Here is a 23,460-nt window from a genome sequence, read left to right on the forward strand (position 1 = left end):
ATGGCCAACGAAGACAAGGTCCTCGCCTACCTGCGAAAGGTGACGAGCGAGCTCGACGACGCGAAGCGGAAGCTGCGCGAGCTCGACCGCGAGGGCCAGGAGCCCATCGCGATCGTCGGCATGGGCTGTCGTTTTCCCGGCGGTGTGTCGTCCCCCGACCAGCTGTGGGAGTTCGTGGAGTCCGGCGGCGACGCCATCGGCGGCATGCCGGGTGACCGCGGCTGGGAGCTGAACCTGGACGACGACCCCGAGGCGGCGGGCAGCGCGTACGTGGCCGACGGCGGGTTCCTGCACGACGCCGCCGAGTTCGACGCCAACTTCTTCGGCATCAGCCCCCGCGAGGCGCTGGCGATGGACCCGCAGCAGCGGGTGCTGCTGGAGACCTCGTGGGAGACGCTGGAGCACGCGGGCATCGACCCGAACACCTTGCGCGGCAGCCGGACCGGCGTGTTCGTCGGCGCGGCCCAGTACCAGTACGGCAACGCCGCCGAGACCGCCGACGCCGAGGACGGCGTCGAGGGCTACCTGCTCACCGGCAACGCGACCAGCGTCGCCTCCGGCCGCATCTCCTACACCCTGGGCCTGGAGGGCCCGGCCGTCACGATCGACACCGCGTGCTCGTCCTCGTTGGTGGCGCTGCACTGGGCGATCCAGGCGTTGCGCTCCGGCGAGTGCACGCTCGCCCTCGCCGGTGGTGTCGCGGTCATGGCGACCCCCGGCATGTTCGTCGAGTTCTCCCGCCAGCGCGGCCTGTCCACCGACGGCCGCTGCAAGGCGTTCTCCGCCGACGCGGACGGCACCGGCTGGGCCGAGGGCGTCGGCATGCTGGCCGTCGAGAAGCTGTCCGACGCCCGCCGCAACGGCCACCAGGTCCTCGCGATCGTCCGCGGTTCGGCCATCAACCAGGACGGCGCGTCCAACGGCCTGAGCGCCCCCAACGGCCTCGCCCAGGAGCGCGTCATCGCGCAGGCGTTGGCCTCCGGCAAGCTCGAACCGTCCGATGTGGACGCCGTCGAGGCGCACGGCACCGGCACGAAGCTCGGCGACCCGATCGAGGCTCAGGCCTTGCTCGCCGCGTACGGCCAGGACCGGTCGCAGCCGTTGTTGCTCGGCTCGTTCAAGTCCAACATCGGCCACGCCCAGGCCGCCGCCGGTGTCGCCGGTGTCATCAAGATGGTCATGGCCATCAAGCACGGCGTCGTCCCGAAGACCCTGCACGCCGAGAACCCCACCCCGCACGTCGACTGGGCCTCCGGCGCCGTCGAGCTGGTCACCGAGACCACGCCGTGGCCCTCGGTCGACCGCCCGCGCCGCGCGGCCGTGTCGTCGTTCGGCATCTCCGGCACCAACGCCCACACCATCCTCGAACAGGCCCCCGAGGCCGTCGACGAGACCGAGCGGGTGGCGCTCCCGGCCGTTCCGCTGCTGCTGTCGGCCAAGACGCCCGACGCCCTGCGCGCTCAGGCCGCCCGCCTGGTGGCGCTGATCGAGGACGACGTCGACCTGACCGACGTCGCGTACTCGTTGGCCACCAAGCGATCCCGCTTCGACCACGCCGCCGTGCTCGTCGGCGAGGACCGGGCCGAGCTGGTCGCCGGTCTGCGCGGCCTCGCCGAGGACGGCCCGGTCACCGACCTCGCGCGCGGCGCGTCCGACGTGCGCGGCAAGACCGCCTTCGTCTTCCCCGGCCAGGGCTCGCAGTGGGTCGGCATGGCCGGTGGGCTGCTGGACTCCTCGCCGGTGTTCGCGGCCCGGATCGCCGAGTGCGAGCAGGCGTTGTCCGCGCACGTCGACTGGTCGCTGTCCGCCGTGCTGCGCGCCGAGGAGGGCGCGGCGAGCCTGGACCGCGTCGACGTCGTGCAGCCCGCGCTGTTCTCCGTCATGGTGTCCCTCGCGGCGCTCTGGCAGTCCTACGGCATCAAGCCCGACGCCGTGATCGGCCACTCGCAGGGTGAGATCGCCGCCGCCTGCGTCGCCGGCGCGCTGTCGCTGGAGGACGCCGCGCTGGTCGTCGCCCTGCGCGGCAAGGCGCTCATCGCGTTGGCGGGCAAGAGCGGCATGGCCTCGGTCGGCCTGCCCCTCGCGACCGTCCGGGAGCGGATCGCCGACGTCGCCGGGGTGTCGATCGCGACGATCAACGGCCCCCGCTCGATCACGCTCTCCGGCGAGCCCGAGGTGCTCGACCGGCTGGTCGCCGACCTGGAGGCCGAGGGCGTGCGCGCCCGCCGCGTCCGCGTCGACTACGCCTCGCACTCGCCGGTCGTCGAGATCATCCGCGACGAGGTCGTGGCCGCGCTCGCGCCGATCACCCCGCGTCCGACCACGATCCCGATGTTCTCCTCCGTCACCGGCGAGCTGGTCGACGGCGCGGAACTGGACGCCGAGTACTGGTACGGCAACGCGCGCGGCACGGTCGTGTTCGCCCCGACCGTCGAGACCATGATCGGCCAGGGCTTCCGGGCGTTCGTCGAGGTCAGCCCGCACCCGGTGCTCACCATGCCGGTGCAGGACATGCTCGACGACGCCGACGCCACCGGTCTCGCGCTCGGCTCGCTGCGCCGCGACCAGGGCGGCCTCCGCCGGTTCCTCACCTCGCTGGCCGAGGCGCACGTGCGCGGCCTGCCCGTCGACTGGACGCCGGTGTTCGCCGGGTCCGGGGCCCGCGCGGTCGACCTGCCCACCTACGCCTTCCAGCACCGCCGCTACTGGCTCATCGGCAACGGCTCCTCGATCGTGGACGTCACCGCCGCCGGTCTGGGCGAGGCGGACCACCCGCTGCTCGGCGCGGTCGTGGACCTGTCCGACGACGACGGCGGTGTCGTGTTCACCGGCCGCGTCTCGGTCGGCACCCACCCGTGGCTCGCCGACCACGTCGTGTCCGGCCTGGTGTTCGTGCCCGGCACGGCCTTCGTGGACCTCGCCATCCGCGCCGCCGACCACGTCGGCTGCGCGCTGCTCGACGAGCTGACCGTGCAGGCCCCGCTGGTGCTGCCCGAGCACGGGGCCGTGCAGCTCCAGGTGGCCGTGGCCGAGGCGGACTCCGCCGGTCGTCGCTCCTTCACCATCTCGGCCCGCCAGGACGAGGGCGGGTGGGTCCGGCACGCGACCGGCAGCCTGGCCCCGTCGTCGCTGGGCGCGTCGGACGACCTGACGACGTGGCCGCCCTCCGGCGCGGAGTCCGTTGACCTGGACGGTCTTTACGACGCCCTGGCCGCCGGTGGCCTGCACTACGGCCCGGTGTTCCAGGGCTTGCGCGCGGTGTGGCGCGACGGCGACGCCGTCTACGCCGAGGCCGCGCTGCCCGAGGGCACGGACGTCGACGGCTTCGGCCTGCACCCCGCGCTGCTGGACGCCTCGCTGCACGCCATCGCGCACGGCGAGTTCCTCAGCTCCGCCGACGGTCCGTGGCTGCCGTTCTCCTGGAGCGGCGTCGAACTCGTCGCCGCGGGCGCCACCACCCTGCGGGTCCGCATCACCCGCGCGGGCACCGACGCCGTCTCGCTGCTCGTCGCCGACGGCGCGGGCGAGCCGGTCGCGTCCGTCGAATCGCTGGTGCTGCGGGCGATCTCCACCGACCAGCTCAGCGCCGTCCGCTCCACCACGTCCGACTCGCTGTTCACCCTCACCTGGAACCCGGTCACCGAGGGCGCGGACTCCGAGGCCCCCGCCGTGGTCATCCCGGTGCGCGGCACCAACGACGTCGACTCGGTCCACTCCACCGCGCACTCCGTGCTCCAGCTCCTCCAGGAGTGGCTGGCGGGCGACCACGAGGAGCGCCTGGTCCTCGTCACCACGAACGCCGTCGCCACGGCTGGCGAGGACGTGCTCGACCTCGCCGCCGCCGCGGCCCGCGGCCTGGTCCGCTCCGCGCAGTCGGAGAACCCCGGCCGCGTCCTGCTCGTCGACACCGACGGCCTGCCGTCCTCCGAGGCCGCGCTGAGCATCGCGCTCGCCGCCGACGAGTCCGAGGTCGTCATCCGCGACGGCGTGGTGCTCGCCCCCCGCCTCGCCAAGGCCGTTGCCTCGCAGGAGGTTCCGGCCCTCGACGGCGCGGTCCTGGTCACCGGCGGCACCGGGGGACTGGGCGCGCTGCTGGCCAAGCACCTCGTCACCGCCCACGGCGTCCGGACCCTGGTCCTGACCTCCCGGCGCGGCCCGGACGCCGACGGCGCTCCCGAGCTGCTGGACGAGCTGGCCGACCTGGGCGCGGACGCCCGGATCGTGGCGTGCGACGCCGCCGACCGCGACGCCCTGTCCGCCGTGCTGGCCGACATCCGGGCCGAGCACCGCCTCGCGGGCGTCGTGCACGCCGCCGGTGTGCTGGACGACGGCGTTCTCGCCTCCCTGACGCCGGACCGCCTCGACGCCGTGCTGCGGCCCAAGGTCGACGCCGCCTGGCACCTGCACGACCTCACCGCCGACGACGACCTCGCGCTGTTCGTCTCCTTCTCCTCCGCGGCAGGCGTCCTCGGCTCGCCGGGGCAGGGCAACTACGCCGCCGCCAACGCGTTCCTCGACGCCCTCACCGCCCACCGCCGCGCCCTCGGTCTTCCTGCCGTCTCGCTGGCGTGGGGCCTGTGGGAGCGGGCGAGCGGCATGTCGTCCGCGATGGGCTCCGGTGGCCAGGACCGCTTGTCGCGCGGCGGTTTCAGCGCGCTGACCGACGCCGAGGGCCTGGCGCTGTTCGACGCCGCGCTCGCCACCGGCGACGACCTGCTGCTGCCGGTCCGCGTCACGCTGAGCGCCCTCAAGGCCGCCGACGGCTCCGTGCCCCGCCTGTGGCGCGGGCTCGTCCGCACGACCACCCGCCGCAAGGCGACCGCCGCCGACGAGGCCGCCGTGGCGGGTCTCGCGGGCCGACTGGCCGCGCTGCCCGAGGACGAGCGGATGCCGGAGGTGCTGGAGATCGTCCGCGCCTACGTGGCCGCGGTCCTGGGCTACGGCTCGGGCTCCGAGGTCGACGCGAGCCGGGCGTTCAAGGAACTGGGCTTCGACTCGCTGACCGCCGTCGAGTTCCGCAACCAGCTGTCCGCCGCGACCGGTCTCCGGCTGCCCGCGACGCTGGTGTTCGACTACCCGACCTCCGCGGTCCTGACCGACTTCCTCTGCGGTGAGCTGCTCGGCACCGTGCCCGCCGCCGAGGTGGCCAAGCCCGCGCCCAAGAAGCACACCGACGAGCCGTTGGCGATCGTGTCGATGGCCTGCCGCTTCCCCGGCGGCATCGCCTCGCCGGAAGACCTGTGGCGGGTCATCACCGACGGCGTGGACGCCATCTCGCCGTTCCCCACCGACCGCGGCTGGGACCTGGACCTGCTGCGCCAGGCGTTGGACTCCACCGAGGCCGGGTTCCTGCACAACGCCAGCTCGTTCGACTCCACGTTCTTCGGCATCACGCCCCGCGAGGCCGTCGCGATGGACCCGCAGCAGCGCCTGCTGCTGGAGGTCTCCTACGAGGCGTTCGAGCGCGCGGGCCTCGACCCGGCCACGCTGCGCGGCAGCAAGACCGGCGTCTTCACCGGCCTGATGTACCACGACTACGTCAACGGCCTGACCACGATCCCGGAGGAGGTGTCCGGCTACCTGGGCACCGGCAACTCCGGCAGCGTCGCGTCCGGCCGCGTCTCCTACACCTTCGGCCTGGAGGGCCCGGCGGTCACGATCGACACCGCCTGCTCCTCCTCGCTGGTCGCGCTGCACGTGGCCACGCAGTCGTTGCGCACCGGTGAGTGCGACATGGCGCTCGTCGGCGGTGTCGCCGTCATGGCGACGCCCGGCACGTTCGTCGACTTCGCCAGCCAGGGCGGCATGGCCCCCAACGGCCGCTGCAAGCCGTTCGCCGCCGCCGCGGACGGCGCGACCTGGTCCGAGGGCATCGGCCTGCTGCTCGTCGAGCGGCTGTCCGACGCCCAGCGCAACGGCCACCAGGTGCTCGCGCTGGTGCGCGGCTCGGCCGTGAACCAGGACGGCGCGTCGAACGGCCTCACCGCCCCGAACGGTCCGTCGCAGCAGCGGGTCATCAAGGCCGCGCTCGCCGACGCCGGACTGTCCACCCAGGACGTGGACGTCGTGGAGGGCCACGGCACCGGCACGAAGCTCGGCGACCCGATCGAGGCGCAGGCGCTGCTGGCCACCTACGGCCAGGACCGCGAGCGTCCGCTGCTGCTGGGCGCGCTGAAGTCCAACCTGGGCCACACGCAGGCCGCCGCGGGTGTCGCGGGCATCATCAAGATGGTGCTGGCCATGCGCCACGGCGTCCTGCCCCGCACGCTGCACACCGACGCGCCGACCCCGCAGGTCGACTGGACCGCCGGTGACGTCGAGCTGATCACCGAGCAGGTCGAGTGGCCCGAGACCGGTCACCCGCGCCGCGCGGGCGTCTCGTCGTTCGGCATCGGTGGCACCAACGCCCACACGATCATCGAGCAGGCGCCGGTCACCTCGAAGCCGGTGCCCGCCAAGGCCCCGCTGCCGGTCACGCCGGTGGTGCTGTCGGCCAAGAGCGCGGACGCGCTGCTGGGCCAGGCCGCGAACCTCGCGTCCGTCGTCGAGGGCGCGGACCTGACCGACCTCGGCTTCTCCGCCGCCACGACCCGCGCCCACCTGGAGCACCGGGCCGTCGTGGTCGCCGCCACCACCGAGGAACTGTTCCTGGGCTTGGGTTCGCTCCCCGTGCGGGACACGGTGGTGCAGGGCAGGACCGCGATCCTGTTCACCGGCCAGGGCTCGCAGCGGCTCGGCATGGGCCGCGAGCTGTACAACGCCTACCCGGTGTTCGCCAAGGCGTTCGACGACGTGTGCGCCGTGCTGGACGTGCCGGTCGCCGAGATCGTCTTCGGCATCGACGCCGACGCCCTGAACCAGACCGGTAACGCCCAGCCCGCGCTGTTCGCCCTGGAAGTGGCGCTGTACCGGCTGGTCGAGTCGTGGGGCGTCAAGCCCGACGCCGTCGGCGGCCACTCCATCGGCGAGATCGCCGCCGCCCACGTGGCCGGCGTCCTCACCCTCGAAGACGCGGCCAAGCTCGTCTCCGCTCGCGGTCGCCTGATGCAGGCCCTCCCGACCGGCGGCGCGATGGTCGCCTTGCAGGCCACCGAGGACGAGGTGCTGCCGCACACCGGTGACACCGTCTCGATCGCGGCCGTCAACGGCCCGAACTCCGTGGTCATCGCCGGTGACGAGAACGCGGTGGAGCAGGTCGTCGCACGGTTCGCGGACCGGAAGTCCAAGCGCCTGGTCGTGTCGCACGCGTTCCACTCGCCGCTGATGGACCCGATGCTGGACGACTTCCGCGCCGTCGTCTCGCAGCTCACCTTCAGCGCCCCCAAGATCACCGTGCTGGGCGACGTCACGGACCCGGAGTACTGGGTCCGCCACGTCCGCGGCACCGTCCGCTTCGCGGAGACCGTCACGACGCTGGAAGCCCAGGGCGTCAAGACGTTCCTGGAGCTGGGCCCGGACGGCGTGCTCACCGCGATGGCGGCCGACAGCGTCCGGGACGCGGCCCTGGTCGCCTGCCTGCGCAAGGACCGCCCCGAGGCCCGCACGATCGTCACGGCGCTCGGCGCGCTGCACGCCCGCGGCGTGAAGGTCGACTGGACCGCGTTCTTCGCGGGCAGCGGCGCGCAGCGGGTGGACCTGCCCACCTACGCGTTCCAGCACGAGCAGTACTGGCTGGAGCGCCCGGCGGTCACCGCCGAGGTGGACGAGGTCGAGGCCCGCTTCTGGGACGCCGTCGAGCGCGAGGACCTGGAGTCGCTCGCGACCTCGCTGTCGCTGGAGAGCGAGACCGTCGGCACCGTGGTCCCGGCTCTGGCGCAGTGGCGGCGCGAACGCCGTGGCGAGTCCACCGTGGAGGGCTGGCGCTACCAGGTGCAGTGGCAGCACACCACGCCCGGAACGGCCACCGCGTCCGGCCGTTGGCTGCTCGTCGGTGACGAGGACCTGGCACTGCCGGGTGTCGAGATCGTCCGCATCGCCGCCTCGGCGGGGCGTGCGGATCTGGTTGAGCGGTTGGAGACCGTCGGCGAGGTCGATGGGGTGCTCTCCACCTGCACGGACGTCGCCGAGGTGCTTGCGCTCGTGCAAGCCCTTGGCGACGCCGGGATCTCCGCGCCGCTGTGGTGCGCCACCCGAGGCGCGGTCACGACCGGCCGCTCGGACGTGGTCGCGAATCCCGAGCAGGCCACGATCTGGGGCCTGGGACTGGTCGCGGGGCTCGAGCACCCGGACCGCTGGGGCGGTCTGATCGACCTCCCCGAGACGTTGGACAAGCGCGGGTACGAGCGGCTCGCCGCCGTGCTCGTGGGCACCGAGGACCAGGTCGCTCTGCGCGGTTCGGGTGTCTTCGCCCGCCGCCTGGCGCACGGGCGGAACGCTGAGGCTGTAGGGAGCTTCGCGCCGCGTGGGACCGTGCTCGTCACCGGGGGCACCGGCGCACTTGGCGCGCGGGTGGCCCACTGGCTGGCGGAGGCAGGCGCGGAGCACCTGGTCCTCACCTCCCGGCGCGGCGCGGACGCGCCCGGCGCCACCGAACTCGCCGCTTCCCTCGAAGCCACGGGTGTCCGCGTGACCCTCGCGGCCTGCGACGTCGCCGACCGCGACGCCGTGGCCGCCCTGGTCGCGGAGCTCCCGCCCAACGCCGTCATCCACGCCGCCGGCGCCGAGCAGTTCACGCCGCTGGCCGAGTACGACCCGGCCGCCTTCGCCGCGCTGCTGGCCCCGAAGGTCGACGGCGCGCGCAACCTGGACGAGCTGGTCGGCGAGGTCGACGCGTTCATCCTCTTCTCCTCCATCGCGGGCACGTGGGGCAGCGGCGGCCAGTCCGCCTACGCCGCCGCGAACGCCTACCTGGACGCCCTCGCCGAGTCCCGCCGCGCCCGTGGTGCCACCGCGCTGTCGGTGGCGTGGGGCGCGTGGGCCGAGGCGGGCATGGCCACCGGCGACGCGGGGGAGCAGCTGCGCCGCCGTGGCGTCACCGCCATGAACCCCGACGCCGCGTTGACCGCGCTGCGCCAGGCGATCCGCAACGACGACACCGCCGTCGCGGTCGCCGACATCGACTGGGCGCTGTTCGCCCCGGTCTTCACCACCCTTCGCCCCAGCCCGCTGATCGGCGACCTCCCCGAGGTCCGCGCGGCGCTGGACGCGGCCCCGACGCAGGACGCGCCCAGCACGTCCAAGTTCTCGTCCCTGTCCGCGGCGGACCGCTCCCGCGCGCTGCTCGACCTCGTTCGTCGGCAGGCCGCGATCGTCTGCGGCTACGCCTCCGGCGACGACATCACCAGCACCCGGCCGTTCCGCGAACTGGGCTTCGACTCGCTGACCGCCGTGGAGCTGCGCAACAAGCTCACCGCCGAGACCGGGCTCTCGCTGCCCGCGACGCTGGTCTTCGACTACCCGACGCCCGCCGTGCTCGCCGAGCACCTGGACAGCCAGTTCGGCGGCGCGGGCGCGGCACTGGACACCATCACCGCCAACACCCCGCTCGACGACGAGCCGATCGCGATCGTCGCGATGTCCTGCCGCTTCCCCGGCGGTGTCTCGTCGCCCGAGCAGCTCTGGCAGCTCGTCGCCGAGGGCCGGGACGCGATCTCGCCGTTCCCGAGCGACCGCGGCTGGGACGCCGAGGCGCTGTTCGACGCCGACCCGGACAGCCAGGGCTCGTCCTACGTCGTGGAGGGCGGGTTCCTCCAGGGCATCAGCGGGTTCGACCCGGCGTTCTTCGGCATCTCACCCCGCGAGGCCCTCGCCATGGACCCGCAGCAGCGCCTGCTGCTGGAGACCTCGTGGGAGGTGTTCGAACGGGCCGGGCTCGACCCGACCTCGTTGCGCGGCCAGCAGATCGGCGTGTTCGCGGGCACCGCGAACCAGGACTACTCGGCGCTGCTCGTCGCGGGCGGCGACAACGTCGAGGGCTACCTCGGCACCGGCAACATCACCAGCGTCGCCTCCGGCCGCGTCTCCTACACCTTCGGCCTCGAAGGCCCGGCCGTCACGGTCGACACCGCCTGCTCCTCGTCGCTGGTCGCCCTGCACCTCGCCGCACAGGCGCTGCGCAGCGGCGAGTGCACGATGGCGCTCGCGGGCGGCGTGACGATCATGTCCACGCCCGGCACGTTCGTCGAGTTCTCCCGCCAGCGCGGTCTCGCGACCGACGGTCGTTGCAAGGCGTTCGCCGCCTCGGCCGACGGCACCGGCTGGGGCGAGGGCGTCGGCATGCTCCTCGTCGAACGCCTGTCCGACGCGCAGCGCAACGGCCACCAGGTCCTCGCCGTCGTGCGTGGCTCCGCGGTCAACCAGGACGGTGCCTCCAACGGCCTCACCGCTCCCAACGGCCCGTCGCAGCAGCGCGTCATCCGCCAGGCCCTCGCCAACGCCGGACTGTCCACTTCGGACGTCGACGTGGTGGAGGCGCACGGCACCGGCACGGTCCTCGGCGACCCGATCGAGGCACAGGCCGTCCTCGCCACCTACGGCCAGGACCGCGAGACCCCGCTGCTGCTGGGCTCGCTGAAGTCCAACATCGGCCACGCCCAGTCGGCGGCCGGTGTCGGCGGCATCATCAAGATGGTCATGGCGATCCGCCACGGCGTCGCCCCCAAGACCCTGCACATCGACGAGCCTTCCCCGAAGGTCGACTGGACCTCCGGCGCGGTCGAACTCCTGACCGAGGCCCGCGAGTGGCCCGAAACCGGTCGCCCGCGCCGCGCGGCGGTGTCGTCCTTCGGAATCTCCGGCACCAACGCCCACACGATCATCGAGCAGGCGCCGGTCACCGACGAGGCCGAGACACAGCGGCTTGCGCTCCCGGTGACGCCGCTGGTGTTGTCCGCGAAGACGCCGGAAGCCCTGGCGGACCAGGCAGAGCGCCTGCTCGACCACCTGGACCACAGCGTCGCCGACCTGGCCGACACGGCGTTCTCCGCCGCGACCACCCGCGCCCACCTGGAGCACGGCGCGGTCGTCGTCGGGGACCGGGACGACCTCGTCCGCGGCCTGACCGCGCTGGTGCGCGGCGACCAGGACGCGTCCCTGGTCCGCGGCACCGCCGCCGAAGGCCGTCTCGCGATCCTGTTCACCGGACAGGGCAGCCAGCGGCTCGGCATGGGCCGCGAGCTGTACGACGCCTTCCCGGTGTTCGCCGACGCCTTCGACGCGGTCTGCTCGCACTTCGAGCGGCCGATCGACGACGCCGAGCTGCTCACCCACACCGCCACGACCCAGCCCGCCCTGTTCGCGCTGGAAGTGGCCCTTTACCGGCTGGTCGAGTCGTTCGGCGTCCGCCCCGACTTCGTCGGCGGCCACTCCATCGGCGAGATCGCCGCCGCCCACGTGGCCGGCGTCCTCACCCTGGAGGACGCCGCGAAGCTGGTCGAGACCCGCGGCAGGCTCATGCAGGCCCTCCCGGCCGGTGGCGCGATGGTCGCCCTCCAGGCCACCGAGGCAGAGGTTCTGCCGCACCTCACCGACACCGTCTCGATCGCCGCGGTCAACGGCCCCACCTCGGTCGTCGTCGCGGGCGAGGAAGACGCGGTCGCCCAGGTGATCGCCCACTTCGCGGACCGGAAGTCCAAGCGCCTCACCGTTTCGCACGCGTTCCACTCGCCGCTGATGGACCCGATGCTGGACGAGTTCCGCGCGGTCGTCACGAAGCTGGCGTTCAGCGAACCGGCCATCGCGATGCTGGGCGACGTCACGAACCCGGAGTACTGGGTCTCCCACGTCCGCGACGCCGTCCGGTTCGCCGACACCGTCACGACGCTGGAAGCCCGTGGCGCGTCGACCTTCCTGGAGCTGGGCCCGGACGCGGTGCTCACGGCGATGGGCGCGGACAGCGTCACGGACGCCGTGCTGGTGCCCGCGCTCCGCGCCGACCGCCCGGAGGTCACCACCCTGGTCCGCGCGCTGGGCTCGCTGCACACCCTCGGCAACCGGGTCGACTGGTCCGCGTACTTCGCTGGTTCCGGCGCCCGCCGGGTCGAGCTGCCCACCTACGCCTTCCAGCGCGAGCGCTTCTGGCCGCAGCCCGCGCAGGGCTGGGCGGACGTGTCCGCGATCGGCCTGCGGGACGTCGACCACCCGATGCTCGGCGCGGCCCTCTCGCTGGCCGACGGCGACGGCCTGGTCCTCACCGGCCGCCTCTCGACCGCCGCCCAGCCGTGGCTCGCCGACCACGTCGTCCTCGGCTCGATCCTGGTGCCCGGCACCGCGTTCGTGGAACTGGCGCTGCACGCGGCCGAGCAGGTCGGCCTCGACCTGCTGGAGGAGCTGACCCTCGAAGCCCCGCTCGTGATCCCCGAGCACGGCGACGTGGCGCTCCAGCTGACCGTGGCCGCCGACGACAACGGCCGCCGCGCCCTCCAGGTGCACTCCAGCGTCGGCGACGGCCCGTGGACCCGGCACGCCAGCGGCTCCCTCGCCACCGGCACCGGCACCCAGAACGGCCTGACCGAGTGGCCGCCCGCCAACGCCGAAGCCGTCGACCTGACCGGGTTCTACGACGCCCTGGCCGAGTCCGGCTACGGCTACGGCCCGGCGTTCCAGGGCCTCAAGTCCGCCTGGCTGCGCGACGACGAGGTGTTCGTCGAGGTGGAGGTGGCCGACGCCACCGGCTTCGGCCTGCACCCGGCGCTGCTGGACTCCGCGCTGCACGCCGCCGGGCTCGGCGGCCTGCTGCCCGACGCCGACGTGGTGCGCATCCCGTTCGCCTGGACCGACGTCTCGCTGACCGCCGTCGGCGCCAACGCCTTGCGGGTGAAGCTCTCGCGCGGCAAGCACGACGGCATCACCCTCGACGTGGCCGACCGGACCGGCGCGCCGGTCGCGCGGGTCGAGTCCCTGGTGCTGCGGCAGGTGTCCGCCGACCAGGTGGCCGCCACGACCACCACCGACTCGCTGTTCAAGGTCGAGTGGGTCACCGTGCCCACCACCGACGCGACGGTGTCGTTCACCGAGCTGGACGGCGACCTCGCCGCCCTGGTGGACGTGCCGGACGCGGTCCTGGTGTCCCCGGCCGACGCGTCCGAGGCCCTCGCCCTCGCCCAGACCTGGCTCGCCGACGACCGGTTCGCCGACGCGAAGCTCGTGTTCGTCACCAGGGGAGCGGTCTCCACGGACGGCGAGGACGTCACGGACCTGGCCGGGGCCGGGATCTGGGGGCTCATCCGCTCGGCGCAGACCGAGCACCCCGAGCGGTTCGCGCTGCTCGACCTCGACGGTCAGGAGGCTTCCCGCGGTGTGCTGTCCCACGCGCTGGTTCCGGGGGCCCCTCAACTGGCACTCCGCGACGGCGATGCCCGTGCGCCGCGTCTGGCCCGCGTGGCGGCGGCCGTGGGGGCACCGCCCGCGCTCGACCCGACCGGGACGGTACTGATCACCGGTGCCACCGGCGCGCTCGGCGGCCTGGTCGCCAAGCACCTGGTGACCCGCTACGACGTCACGAACCTGCTGCTGGTCAGCAGGCGCGGCGAGGACGCGCCCGGCACGACCGAGCTGGCCACCGAGCTCGCCGGGCTCGGCGCGGTGGCGACGTTCGCCGCGTGCGACGTGTCCGACCGCGCCGCGCTGGAGCGGCTGCTCACCGGCATCCCGGCCGAGCGCCCGCTGACCGGTGTCGTGCACACCGCCGGTGTGCTGGACGACGGCACGTTCGAGGCGCAGACCCCGGACCGGATCGCCGCCGTGGCCGCGCCGAAGGCCGATGCCGCCCGCCACCTGCACGAGCTGGTCGGCGACGTGGAGATGTTCGTCCTGTTCTCCTCGCTGTCCGGCACCTACGGCACCGCGGGCCAGTCGAACTACGCCGCCGCCAACGCCACCCTCGACGGCCTGGCCCTCCACCGCCGGGCGAACGGCCTCGCCGCCACGTCGCTGGCGTGGGGCCTGTGGCAGACCGACACGGGCATGGGCACCGACTCCGACCGCGCCGCGCGCGGCGGCATCGGCACCCTGTCCGCCGAGGACGGCCTTGCCCTGTTCGACGCCGCGCTGACCACCGGTGAGGCCCACCTGGTGCCGGTGCACCTGGACCTCGCGGTCCTGCGCACCCACCCGACCGTCCCGGCGATCCTGCACGGCCTGGTCCGCCCGGCCCGCCGAGCGGTCCGCGCCGCCGACACCGCGTCCCGCCTCGGCCTGGCCGACCTGGTCGGCCCCGAGCGGCACCGCGCGGTGCTGGAGCTGGTCCGCACGCAGGTCGCCGCCGTCCTCGGCTACGACTCGCCGGACGCCGTCCACGCCGGACGCGCGTTCAAGGAACTGGGCTTCGACTCGCTCACCGCCGTCGAGCTCCGCAACGGCCTCAACGCCGTCACGGGGATGCGCCTGCCCGCCACGCTGGTCTTCGACTACCCGAACGCCGGAGCGCTCGCCGACCACCTGGTCGAGGAGCTGTTCGGCGCGGTCGAGGCCCCGGCCGTGGAGGTCCGCGCCGCGAAGGTCGGCGACGACGAGCCGATCGCGATCGTGTCCATGGCCTGCCGCTACCCCGGCGGCATCCGCAACCCCGAGCAGCTCTGGGACCTCGTGGTCGCCGGGAACGACGGCATCTCGCCGTTCCCCACCGACCGCGGCTGGGACCTGGAGAACCTGTTCGACTCGAACCCCGACACCCCCGGCACGACCTACGCCCGTGAAGGCGGCTTCCTGCACGACGCCGCGCAGTTCGACCCGGCGTTCTTCGGGATGGGGCCGCGCGAGGCGCTCGCCACCGACCCCCAGCAGCGCCTGCTGCTGGAGACCTCGTGGGAGACGTTCGAGCGCGCGGGCATCGACCCGACGTCCGTTCGTGGCAGCAAGACCGGTGTCTTCGCCGGTGTCATGTACTACGACTACGCCTCGCGGCTCACGCTGATCCCCGAAGAGGTCGAGGGCTTCGTCGGCACCGGCAACTCGGCCAGCGTCATCTCCGGCCGCGTCGCCTACACGTTCGGGCTGGAAGGCCCGGCGGTCACGGTCGACACCGCGTGCTCGTCCTCCCTGGTGGCCCTGCACCTGGCGGTCCAGGCGCTCCGCTCCGGCGAGTGCGACCTGGCGTTGGCCGGTGGTGTCACGGTGATGCCGTCGCCCGGCACGTTCACCTCCTTCAGCCGCCAGCGCGGCCTCGCCGAGGACGGCCGCATCAAGTCGTTCGCGGCCGGTGCCGACGGCACGGCGTGGGGCGAGGGCGTGGGCCTGCTGCTCGTCGAGCGGCTGTCCGACGCCCGCCGCAACGGCCACCCGGTGCTCGCCATCGTGCGCGGCACGGCGGTCAACCAGGACGGCGCCTCGAACGGCCTCACCGCCCCGAACGGGCCGTCGCAGCAGCGGGTCATCAAGCAGGCCCTCGCGAACGCCCGACTGGGCGCGGACCAGATCGACGTGGTCGAGGCGCACGGCACCGGCACCACGCTGGGCGACCCGATCGAGGCCCAAGCGCTGTTGGCCACCTACGGCCAGGAGCGCACGGGCGACGAGCCGCTGTGGCTCGGCTCGATCAAGTCCAACATCGGCCACACGCAGGCCGCCGCCGGTGTCGCGGGCGTCATCAAGATGGTGCAGGCCATGCGCCACGGCGTGCTGCCCAAGACCCTCAACGTCGACGCGCCGTCCCCGCACATCGACTGGAGCGCGGGCGACGTCGAACTGCTGACCGAGGCACGCGAGTGGCCGTCGACCGGCCGCCCCCGCCGTGCGGCGATCTCCTCGTTCGGCATCTCCGGCACCAACGCCCACACGATCATCGAGCAGGCGCCGGAAACCCTGGTCGTGGAACCGACCATCACCGAGCAGATCGTTCCGGTGGTCCTCTCCGCTCGCGGCGAGGAAGCCCTGAAGGCGCAGGCGGTTCAGCTGCACGCCCACCTGGCGGCGCACCCGGAGCTGGACCTGGTCGAGGCGGCGGGCACGCTCGCCACCCACCGGGCCGCACTGGAGCACCGCGCGGCGTTCGTCGCCGAGTCCCGCACCGAGCTGCTCGGCAAGCTGGCCGCGTTCGACGCCATCACCGGCGGCGTCGAGGGTTCCGGCAAGACGGCCTTCCTGTTCACCGGCCAGGGGTCGCAGCGGCTCGGCATGGGCCGCGAGCTGTACGAGGCCTTCCCGGTGTACGCCAAGGCGTTCGACGAGGTCTGCGAGAAGTTCGACGCGCCGGTCCGCGAGACGGTGTTCGGCGACGACGCCGACGCCCTCGACCAGACCGGCCTGACGCAGCCCGCGCTGTTCGCGGTCGAGGTCGCGCTGTACCGGCTCCTGGAGGCCTGGGGCGTGCACGCCGACCACCTGGCGGGCCACTCCATCGGCGAACTCGCCGCGGCCCACGTGGCCGGGGTGCTGTCGCTGGACGACGCCACCACGCTGGTCGGCGCTCGCGGCCGGCTCATGCAGGCCCTGCCGACCGGCGGCCTGATGATCTCCGTCCGCGCGGCCGAGTCCGAGGTGCTGCCGCTGCTTACCGAGGGCGTCTCCATCGCCGCGGTCAACGGCCCGAAGTCGGTCGTGATCGCCGGTGACGAGGACGCGGTCCTCGCGGTCGCCGGGGAACTGTCGGCCCAGGGCGTGAAGACCAAGCGCCTCAAGGTGTCGCACGCGTTCCACTCGCCGCTGATGGACCCGATGCTGGACGAGTTCCGCGCGGTCGCCGAAGGCCTGACCTACTCCACGCCGCGCGTCCCGATGCTCGGCGACGTGACCGACCCGGAGTACTGGGTCTCCCACGTCCGCGACGCGGTCCGCTTCGCCGACTCCCTCACGGAGTTGACCCGCCTGGGCGTCACGACGTTCCTGGAGGTCGGCCCCGACGGCGTCCTCACGGCGATGGCCGCCGAGGCCGACGTGACCGCCGTGCCGGTGCTGCGCAAGGACCGCGCCGAGGTCGCCACGCTGACCACCGCGTTGAGCGAGCTGCACGTCCACGGTGTCGACGTCGACTGGCGGGCCTTCTTCGCCGGTCGCGCCACCCGCCAGGTCGAGCTGCCCACCTACGCGTTCCAGACCTCGCGGTACTGGCTGGAGGACGCGGCCATGATGGTCGACGTCTCCTCGGCCGGGCTGTCCTCCGCGGACCACCCGCTGCTCGGCGCGGCTGTGCCGCTGGCCGACGCGGACGGCTTCCTGTTCACCGGCAGGCTGTCCCTGGAAACCCACCCGTGGCTGGCCGAGCACGAGGTCCACGGCGTGGTCCTGCTGCCCGGCACGGCCTTCGTCGAGATCGCCCTGCGCGCCGGTGACCAGGTCGGCTGCGGCGCTCTGGAGGAGTTGACCCTCCAGTCGCCGCTGGTCCTGCCGAGGACCGGGTCCGTGCAGCTCCAAGCCGTGGTCGGCGCTCCCGACGCGTCCGGTGCCCGCCCGTTCGCCCTGCACAGCCGCACCGGCGACGAGCTGTGGACGCGGCACGCCACCGGGTCGCTGGTGGAGTCGGACGTCCCGACCTTCGACCTCGCCCAGTGGCCGCCGACGGGGGCCGAGGAGATCGACGTGGACGGCGTCTACGACGGCTTCGCGGACGCCGGGTTCGGCTACGGGCCGCTGTTCCAGGGCCTCGAAGGGGCGTGGAGGCTCGGCGACGACGTGTACGCCGACGTGGCTCTGCCTTCCGACACCGACACGAGCGACTACGGCGTCCACCCGGCGCTGCTCGACTCCGCGCTGCACGCCATCGGCGCGGGCGGCCTGGCCTCCGGCGACGGCCTGCTGCCGTTCGCCTGGAGCGGGGTGCGGCTGTACTCCACCGGCGCGAAGTCGTTGCGGGTCAAGCTCTCCGCGACCGGCGAGTCGGTGGCCATCCAGCTCGCCGACGCCACCGGAGCCCCGGTGGCGTCGGTGGAGTCCCTCGCGCTGCGGGCGATCTCGGCCGACCAGCTCGCGGGCGCTCCGACCCACGTCGAGTCGCTGTACCGGGTCGAGTGGACCTCGGTCACGCCCGCCACGCCGCCCACCGACGTCACCTACGCGGTGCTCGGCGAGGACGAGCTGAAGGTCGGCGCGGGTCTCGAATCGGCGGGCGTCAGGCTGGTGGGGGAGAACGCGGACGTGGTGTTCGCGTCCTTCGTCGCCAGCCAGGACACCACGGTCCGCTCCGCCACGACCGGCGTGCTCGACCTGCTCCGCACGTGGCTCGCCGACACCGCCAACGACGACCGTCACTTGGTGCTGGTCACCCGCAACGCGGTGGCCGTCGGAGCGGACGACGACGTGCTCGACCTCGCCAACGCCGCCGCCCGTGGCCTGGTCCGCTCGGCCCAGGCCGAGAACCCCGGCCGCTTCGTGCTGGTGGACCTGGACGAGGAGGACGCCTCCTACCTGGCGCTGACCGCCGCGCTCGCCGCAGGCGAGCCGGAACTGGCGCTGCGCAACGGAACGGCGTTCGCGCCCCGGCTCGCCAGGGCCGGTCTCGCCGCCGAGCCCACGGCGTTGGACGTCACCGGCACGGTCCTCGTCACCGGTGCCACCGGCACCCTCGGCGGCCTGGTCGCCGAGCACCTGGTGACCGAGCACGGCATCCGGAACCTGGTCCTCACCAGTCGGCGCGGCCTCGCCGCTCCCGGCGCGGAGGACCTGCGCGACCGGCTCGTCGCCAAGGGCGCCACGGTCGACTTCGTCGCCTGCGACGTCGCCGACCGCGACGCCGTGGCCTCGCTGCTGGCCGGTGTTCCCGCCGAGCACCCGCTGACCGCCGTCGTGCACACCGCCGGTGTGCTGGACGACGCCACGATCACCTCGCTGACCGCCGACCAGGTCGACCGCGTGCTGCGGCCGAAGGTCGACGCGGCGACCACCCTGCACGAGCTGACCCGCGACCTCGACTTGGCCGCGTTCGTCCTGTTCTCCTCCACCGGCGGCGTCTTCGGGGCGGCGGGCCAGGGCAACTACGCCGCGGCCAACGCCTACCTGGACGCGCTGGCCCAGCGCCGCAGGGCGACCGGGCTGCCCGCGACCTCGGTCGCGTGGGGCCTGTGGGTCACCGAGGACGGCATGGGCGCCGACCTCACCGAGGCCGACGTCCAGCGCATGGCACGGGCAGGCGTCGCACCGCTCACGCCCAGCGAGGGCCTGGAGCTGTTCGACATCGCCCTCTGCCACGACCTCGCCGGGCTGGTGCCGATCAACCTGGACCACGCGGTCCTGCGCTCGTTGGCCGCCGCCGGAACCCTCGCGCCGCTGCTGCGGGGCCTGGTGAAGACGCCGGTCCGCCGCGCTGCCGAAGCCGCCGTCACCGAGATGTCGTTGTCCGCCAGGCTCGCCGGACTGTCCGGAGTGGACCGCGACCGCGCGATCCTCGACCTGGTCCGGCAGCACGCGGCCACGGTGCTCGGCTACGAGTCGCACACCGCCGTCGAACCCGGTCGCGGCTTCCTGGAACTCGGCTTCGACTCCCTGACCGCGGTGGAGTTCCGCAACCAGATCACCGCGGCGACGGGCCTGCGCCTGCCCGCCACGCTGATCTTCGACTACCCGTCACCGACGGCGCTCGCCCAGCACCTCGGCACGATCGTGCCGGTCGAGGACGCGGCGAGCACCACCGGCGTGCACACCGAACTGGACCGACTGGCCGCCGCCCTGGACACGGCCGCACCGGACGACGCCGAGAAGCAGGTGATCGCGGCCCGACTCCGCGGTCTCCTGGCCTCGCTCGACGGTGCGCCGCAGGACGACGACCTCGGCTCCGCCACCGCGGACGAGTTGTTCGACCTGCTCGACAACGAGCTGTCGTGAGCCACGTGACCGCCGCCAACGCCAGAGGAGATGATCACGTGGCGAACGAGGACAAGTACCTCGCCTACCTGAAGCGGGCCACCGCCGACCTGCGGGACGCGCGCAAGCAGCTCCGCGACGTCGAGGACAAGGCCACCGAGCCCATCGCGATCGTCGCGATGAGCTGCCGCTTCCCCGGTGGGGTCGCCACCCCCGAGGACCTGTGGGACCTCGTCGCGAACGGCCGTGACGCGATCTCCGGGTTCCCGACCGACCGCGGCTGGCAGGTCGAGGACATCCCCCTGGAGGGCGGTTTCCTCTACGACGTCAGCAAGTTCGACCCGGCGTTCTTCGGCATCTCGCCCCGCGAGGCGCTGGCGATGGACCCGCAGCAGCGGTTGCTGCTGGAGACGTCGTACGAGGCGTTCGAGCGGGCGGGCATCGACCCGTCGACGCTCAAGGGCAGCCGGACCGGCGTGTTCGCCGGCCTGATGTACCACGACTACGCCGCCCGCGAGATCGCGCCGCCGGAGGGCGTCGAGGGCTACCTGGGCAACGGCAGCGCGGGCAGCATCGCGTCCGGCCGCGTCTCCTACACGCTCGGCCTGGAAGGCCCGGCCGTCACCATCGACACGGCGTGCTCCTCGTCGCTGGTCGCGCTGCACTGGGCGGTGCAGGCCCTGCGGCTCGGTGAGTGCGAGATGGCGCTGGCCGGTGGTGTGGCGGTCATGTCGACGCCCGGCACGTTCATCGACTTCGCCCGCCAGGGCGCGCTGGCCTCCGACGGTCGCTGCAAGGCGTTCTCCGCCGACGCCGACGGCACCGGCTGGGGCGAGGGCGTCGGCATGCTCCTCCTGGAGCGCCTGTCCGACGCGCAGCGCCTCGGTCACGAGGTGTTGGCCGTCGTGCGGGGGAGCGCCATCAACCAGGACGGCGCGTCGAGCGGTCTGACCGCACCGAACGGTCCGTCACAGCAGCGCGTGATCAAGCAAGCGCTTGCGTCGGCCGGGTTGTCCACTTCGGACGTCGATGTCGTCGAGGCGCACGGCACCGGTACCTCGCTCGGTGACCCGATCGAAGCTCAGGCGTTGCTGGCCACCTACGGCCAGGACCGTTCGGAGCCCCTGTGGCTGGGGTCGCTGAAGTCCAACATCGGCCACACGCAGGCCGCCGCCGGTGTCGCGGGCATCATCAAGATGGTCATGGCGCTGCGCCACGGCGTCCTGCCCAAGACCCTGCACGCCGACGTGCGCTCGCCGCACGTCGACTGGGCCGACGGCAACATCGAACTGCTGACCGAAGCGCGTGACTGGCCCGCAGGCGAACGTTTGCGCCGTGCGGGTGTCTCGTCGTTCGGCATCTCCGGCACCAACGCCCACACGATCATCGAGCAGGCTCCGATCGTCGAGCCGGTCGAGATTGCCGCACAGGAGCCGGTCGCTGTTCCGTTCGTGCTGTCCGGCAAGACCGAGCAGGCACTCCGCGCCCAAGCCGCCAAGCTGAGCGAGCACCTGGCCGCCCACCCCGACATCACCCCGCGTGACCTGGCCTGGTCCCTCGCGACCACTCGCACCGCCCACACCCACCGTGCCGCCATCGTCGGCACGGAGCTGGCCGACGTGGTGCGCGGCCTCGACTCGCTCAACCCCGGCGTGGCCAAGGAATCCGGCCTCGCGTTCCTGTTCACCGGCCAGGGCTCGCAGCGCGCGGGCATGGGCCGTGAACTGCACGCGGCCTACCCCGTGTTCGCCAAGGCGTTCGACGAGGTCGCCGCACTCGTCGACGTGCGCGACACCCAAGAAGAACTGGACCGCACCGAGTTCACCCAGCCCGCGATCTTCGCCCTTGAGATCGCGCTCTACCGCTTGGTGGAGTCGTGGGGCATCCGCCCGGACTACCTCGCGGGCCACTCCATCGGCGAGATCGCCGCCGCCCACGTCGCCGGAGTCCTCTCCCTGGCCGACGCCGCCAAGCTCGTCAACGCCCGCGCCCGGTTGATGCAGGCCCTCCCGGCCGGTGGCGCGATGGTCGCCCTCCAAGCCACCGAGGCGGAGGTGACTCCGCACCTCACCGCCGATGTCTCCATCGCGGCCATCAACGGCCCCAAGGCCATCGTGCTCGCGGGCGAGGAAGCCGCCGTCGCGCAGGTCGTCGCGAAGTTCGCCGACCGGAAGTCCAAGCGCCTGGCCGTCTCGCACGCGTTCCACTCGCCGTTGATGGACCCGATGCTGGACGACTTCCGCGCCGTTGTCTCCGACCTCACCTTCCAGCAGCCCCGGATCGAGCTGCTCGGCGACGTGACCGACCCGGAGTACTGGGTCGCCCACGTCCGCGACACGGTCCGCTTCCACGACGCCGTCCAGACCCTCGACCAGCGCGGTGTCACCAAGTTCCTGGAGCTGGGCCCGGACGGCGTACTCGCAGCGATGGCCGAGGTCCCCGTGACCCCGTTGCTGCGCAAGGACCGCTCCGAGGTCGAGTCCGTCGCCACGGCGGTCGGCGCGCTGCACGTCAGCGGCGTCACCGTCGACTGGACCGCGTTCTTCGGCGGCGGCACGAAGGTCTCCCTGCCCACCTACGCGTTCCAGCGCGACCGCTTCTGGCTCGACGTCGTCCCCGGCGGCGTCCGCCTCGGTGCGTCGGACCACCCGCTGCTGGGCTCCACGCTCTCCCTCGCGGACTCCGACGGCCTGGTCCTCAGCGGCCACCTCGCCCTCGACACGCACGCCTGGCTGGCCGACCACGCCGTCTCCGGCACAGTCCTGCTGCCCGGCACGGCGTTCGTCGAGCTGGCCATCCACGCCGCCGACCAGGTCGGCTGCGACCTCCTCGAAGAACTCACCCTCGAGGCCCCGCTGGTCGTGCCCGAGCACGGCGGCGTGCAGGTCCAGGTCGGCGTCAGCGGCCCCGACGACACCGGCCGCCGCAACCTGACCGTCCACTCGCGACTCGACGGCCCGTGGACCCGGCACGCCACCGGCACCCTGCTCCCGACCGCGCCCGCCACGGCGTTCGACCTGTCCGAGTGGCCGCCCACGGGAGCCCAGCCGGTCGCGATCGACGCCCTCTACGACAACCTGGCCTCCGTGGGCCTGGCCTACGGCCCGGTGTTCCAGGGCGCGCAGGCCGTGTGGCAGCGCGACGACGAGGTCTTCGCCGAGGTCACCGTCACCGACGACGTGACCGGCTTCGGCATCCACCCGGCCCTGCTGGACGCGACCCTGCACGCGCTCGGCGCGGTCAGCTCCGGCGGACAGGCCCGGCTCCCGTTCGCCTGGCGCGAGGTCGCCCTGCACGCCGTGGGCGCTTCCGCGGTCCGTGTCCGCCTGGCCCCGACCGGCGCGGACGGCGTCTCGCTCCAGGTCGCCGACACCACCGGCGCACCCGTCGCGTCCATCGGCTCGCTGGTGCTGCGCGAGGTCCGCGAGATCGCCACCGGCTTCACCGAGTCCCTGTTCCACGTCGACTGGACGGTCCTGCCGGTCGCCGACGCGTCCACCCGGATCGTCGAGACGACCCTGGACGCCGACCTCTCCACCCTCGAGCCCGCCGACGCCGTCCTGGTCCGCCTCACCGCCGGGACCGGTGGCGCGGCCGAGGTGCACGAGGCCGTGCAGACGGCGTTGCGCCTGGTGTGCGAGTGGCTGGCCGACGAGCGCTTCACCGCGTCGCGCCTGGTCTTCGCCACGACCGGTGCCGACCACGCGGGCAGTGCCGTCCAGGGCCTGGTCCGCTCCGCGCAGACCGAGCACCCCGACCGGTTCCTGCTGGTCGACACCGACGGCTCCGCCG

At 73.3% G+C, this 23,460-nt stretch carries 2 protein-coding genes (1 of these 2 running past the window's edge); both read left to right on the forward strand.

Annotation, left to right across the window (positions count from 1 at the left end; translation table 11 throughout):
- A complete protein-coding gene (locus ACFWW9_RS10640; RefSeq protein ID WP_390374381.1) occupies positions 1-19,689 on the forward strand; it encodes a type I polyketide synthase in 19,689 nt (6,562 codons plus the stop codon).
- Positions 19,686-23,460, forward strand: the 5' portion of a protein-coding gene (locus ACFWW9_RS10645) for an SDR family NAD(P)-dependent oxidoreductase (RefSeq protein WP_390374383.1). The gene runs 11,162 nt beyond the window's last position; 3,775 of the gene's 14,937 nt are visible here — the first part of the coding sequence; the start codon lies at positions 19,686-19,688; its stop codon lies off the right edge, out of view. The genes ACFWW9_RS10640 and ACFWW9_RS10645 overlap by 4 nt, the downstream gene beginning before the upstream one ends.

Source organism: Umezawaea sp. NPDC059074, assembly GCF_042738955.1.
In the GTDB taxonomy this organism is placed as follows: Bacteria; Actinomycetota; Actinomycetes; order Mycobacteriales; family Pseudonocardiaceae; genus Umezawaea.

Excerpts from the sequence above, each read along its gene's own strand:
- ACFWW9_RS10640 (WP_390374381.1), top strand. The coding sequence starts at position 1 with ATGGCCAACGAAGACAAGGTCCTCGCCTACCTGCGAAAGGTGACGAGC.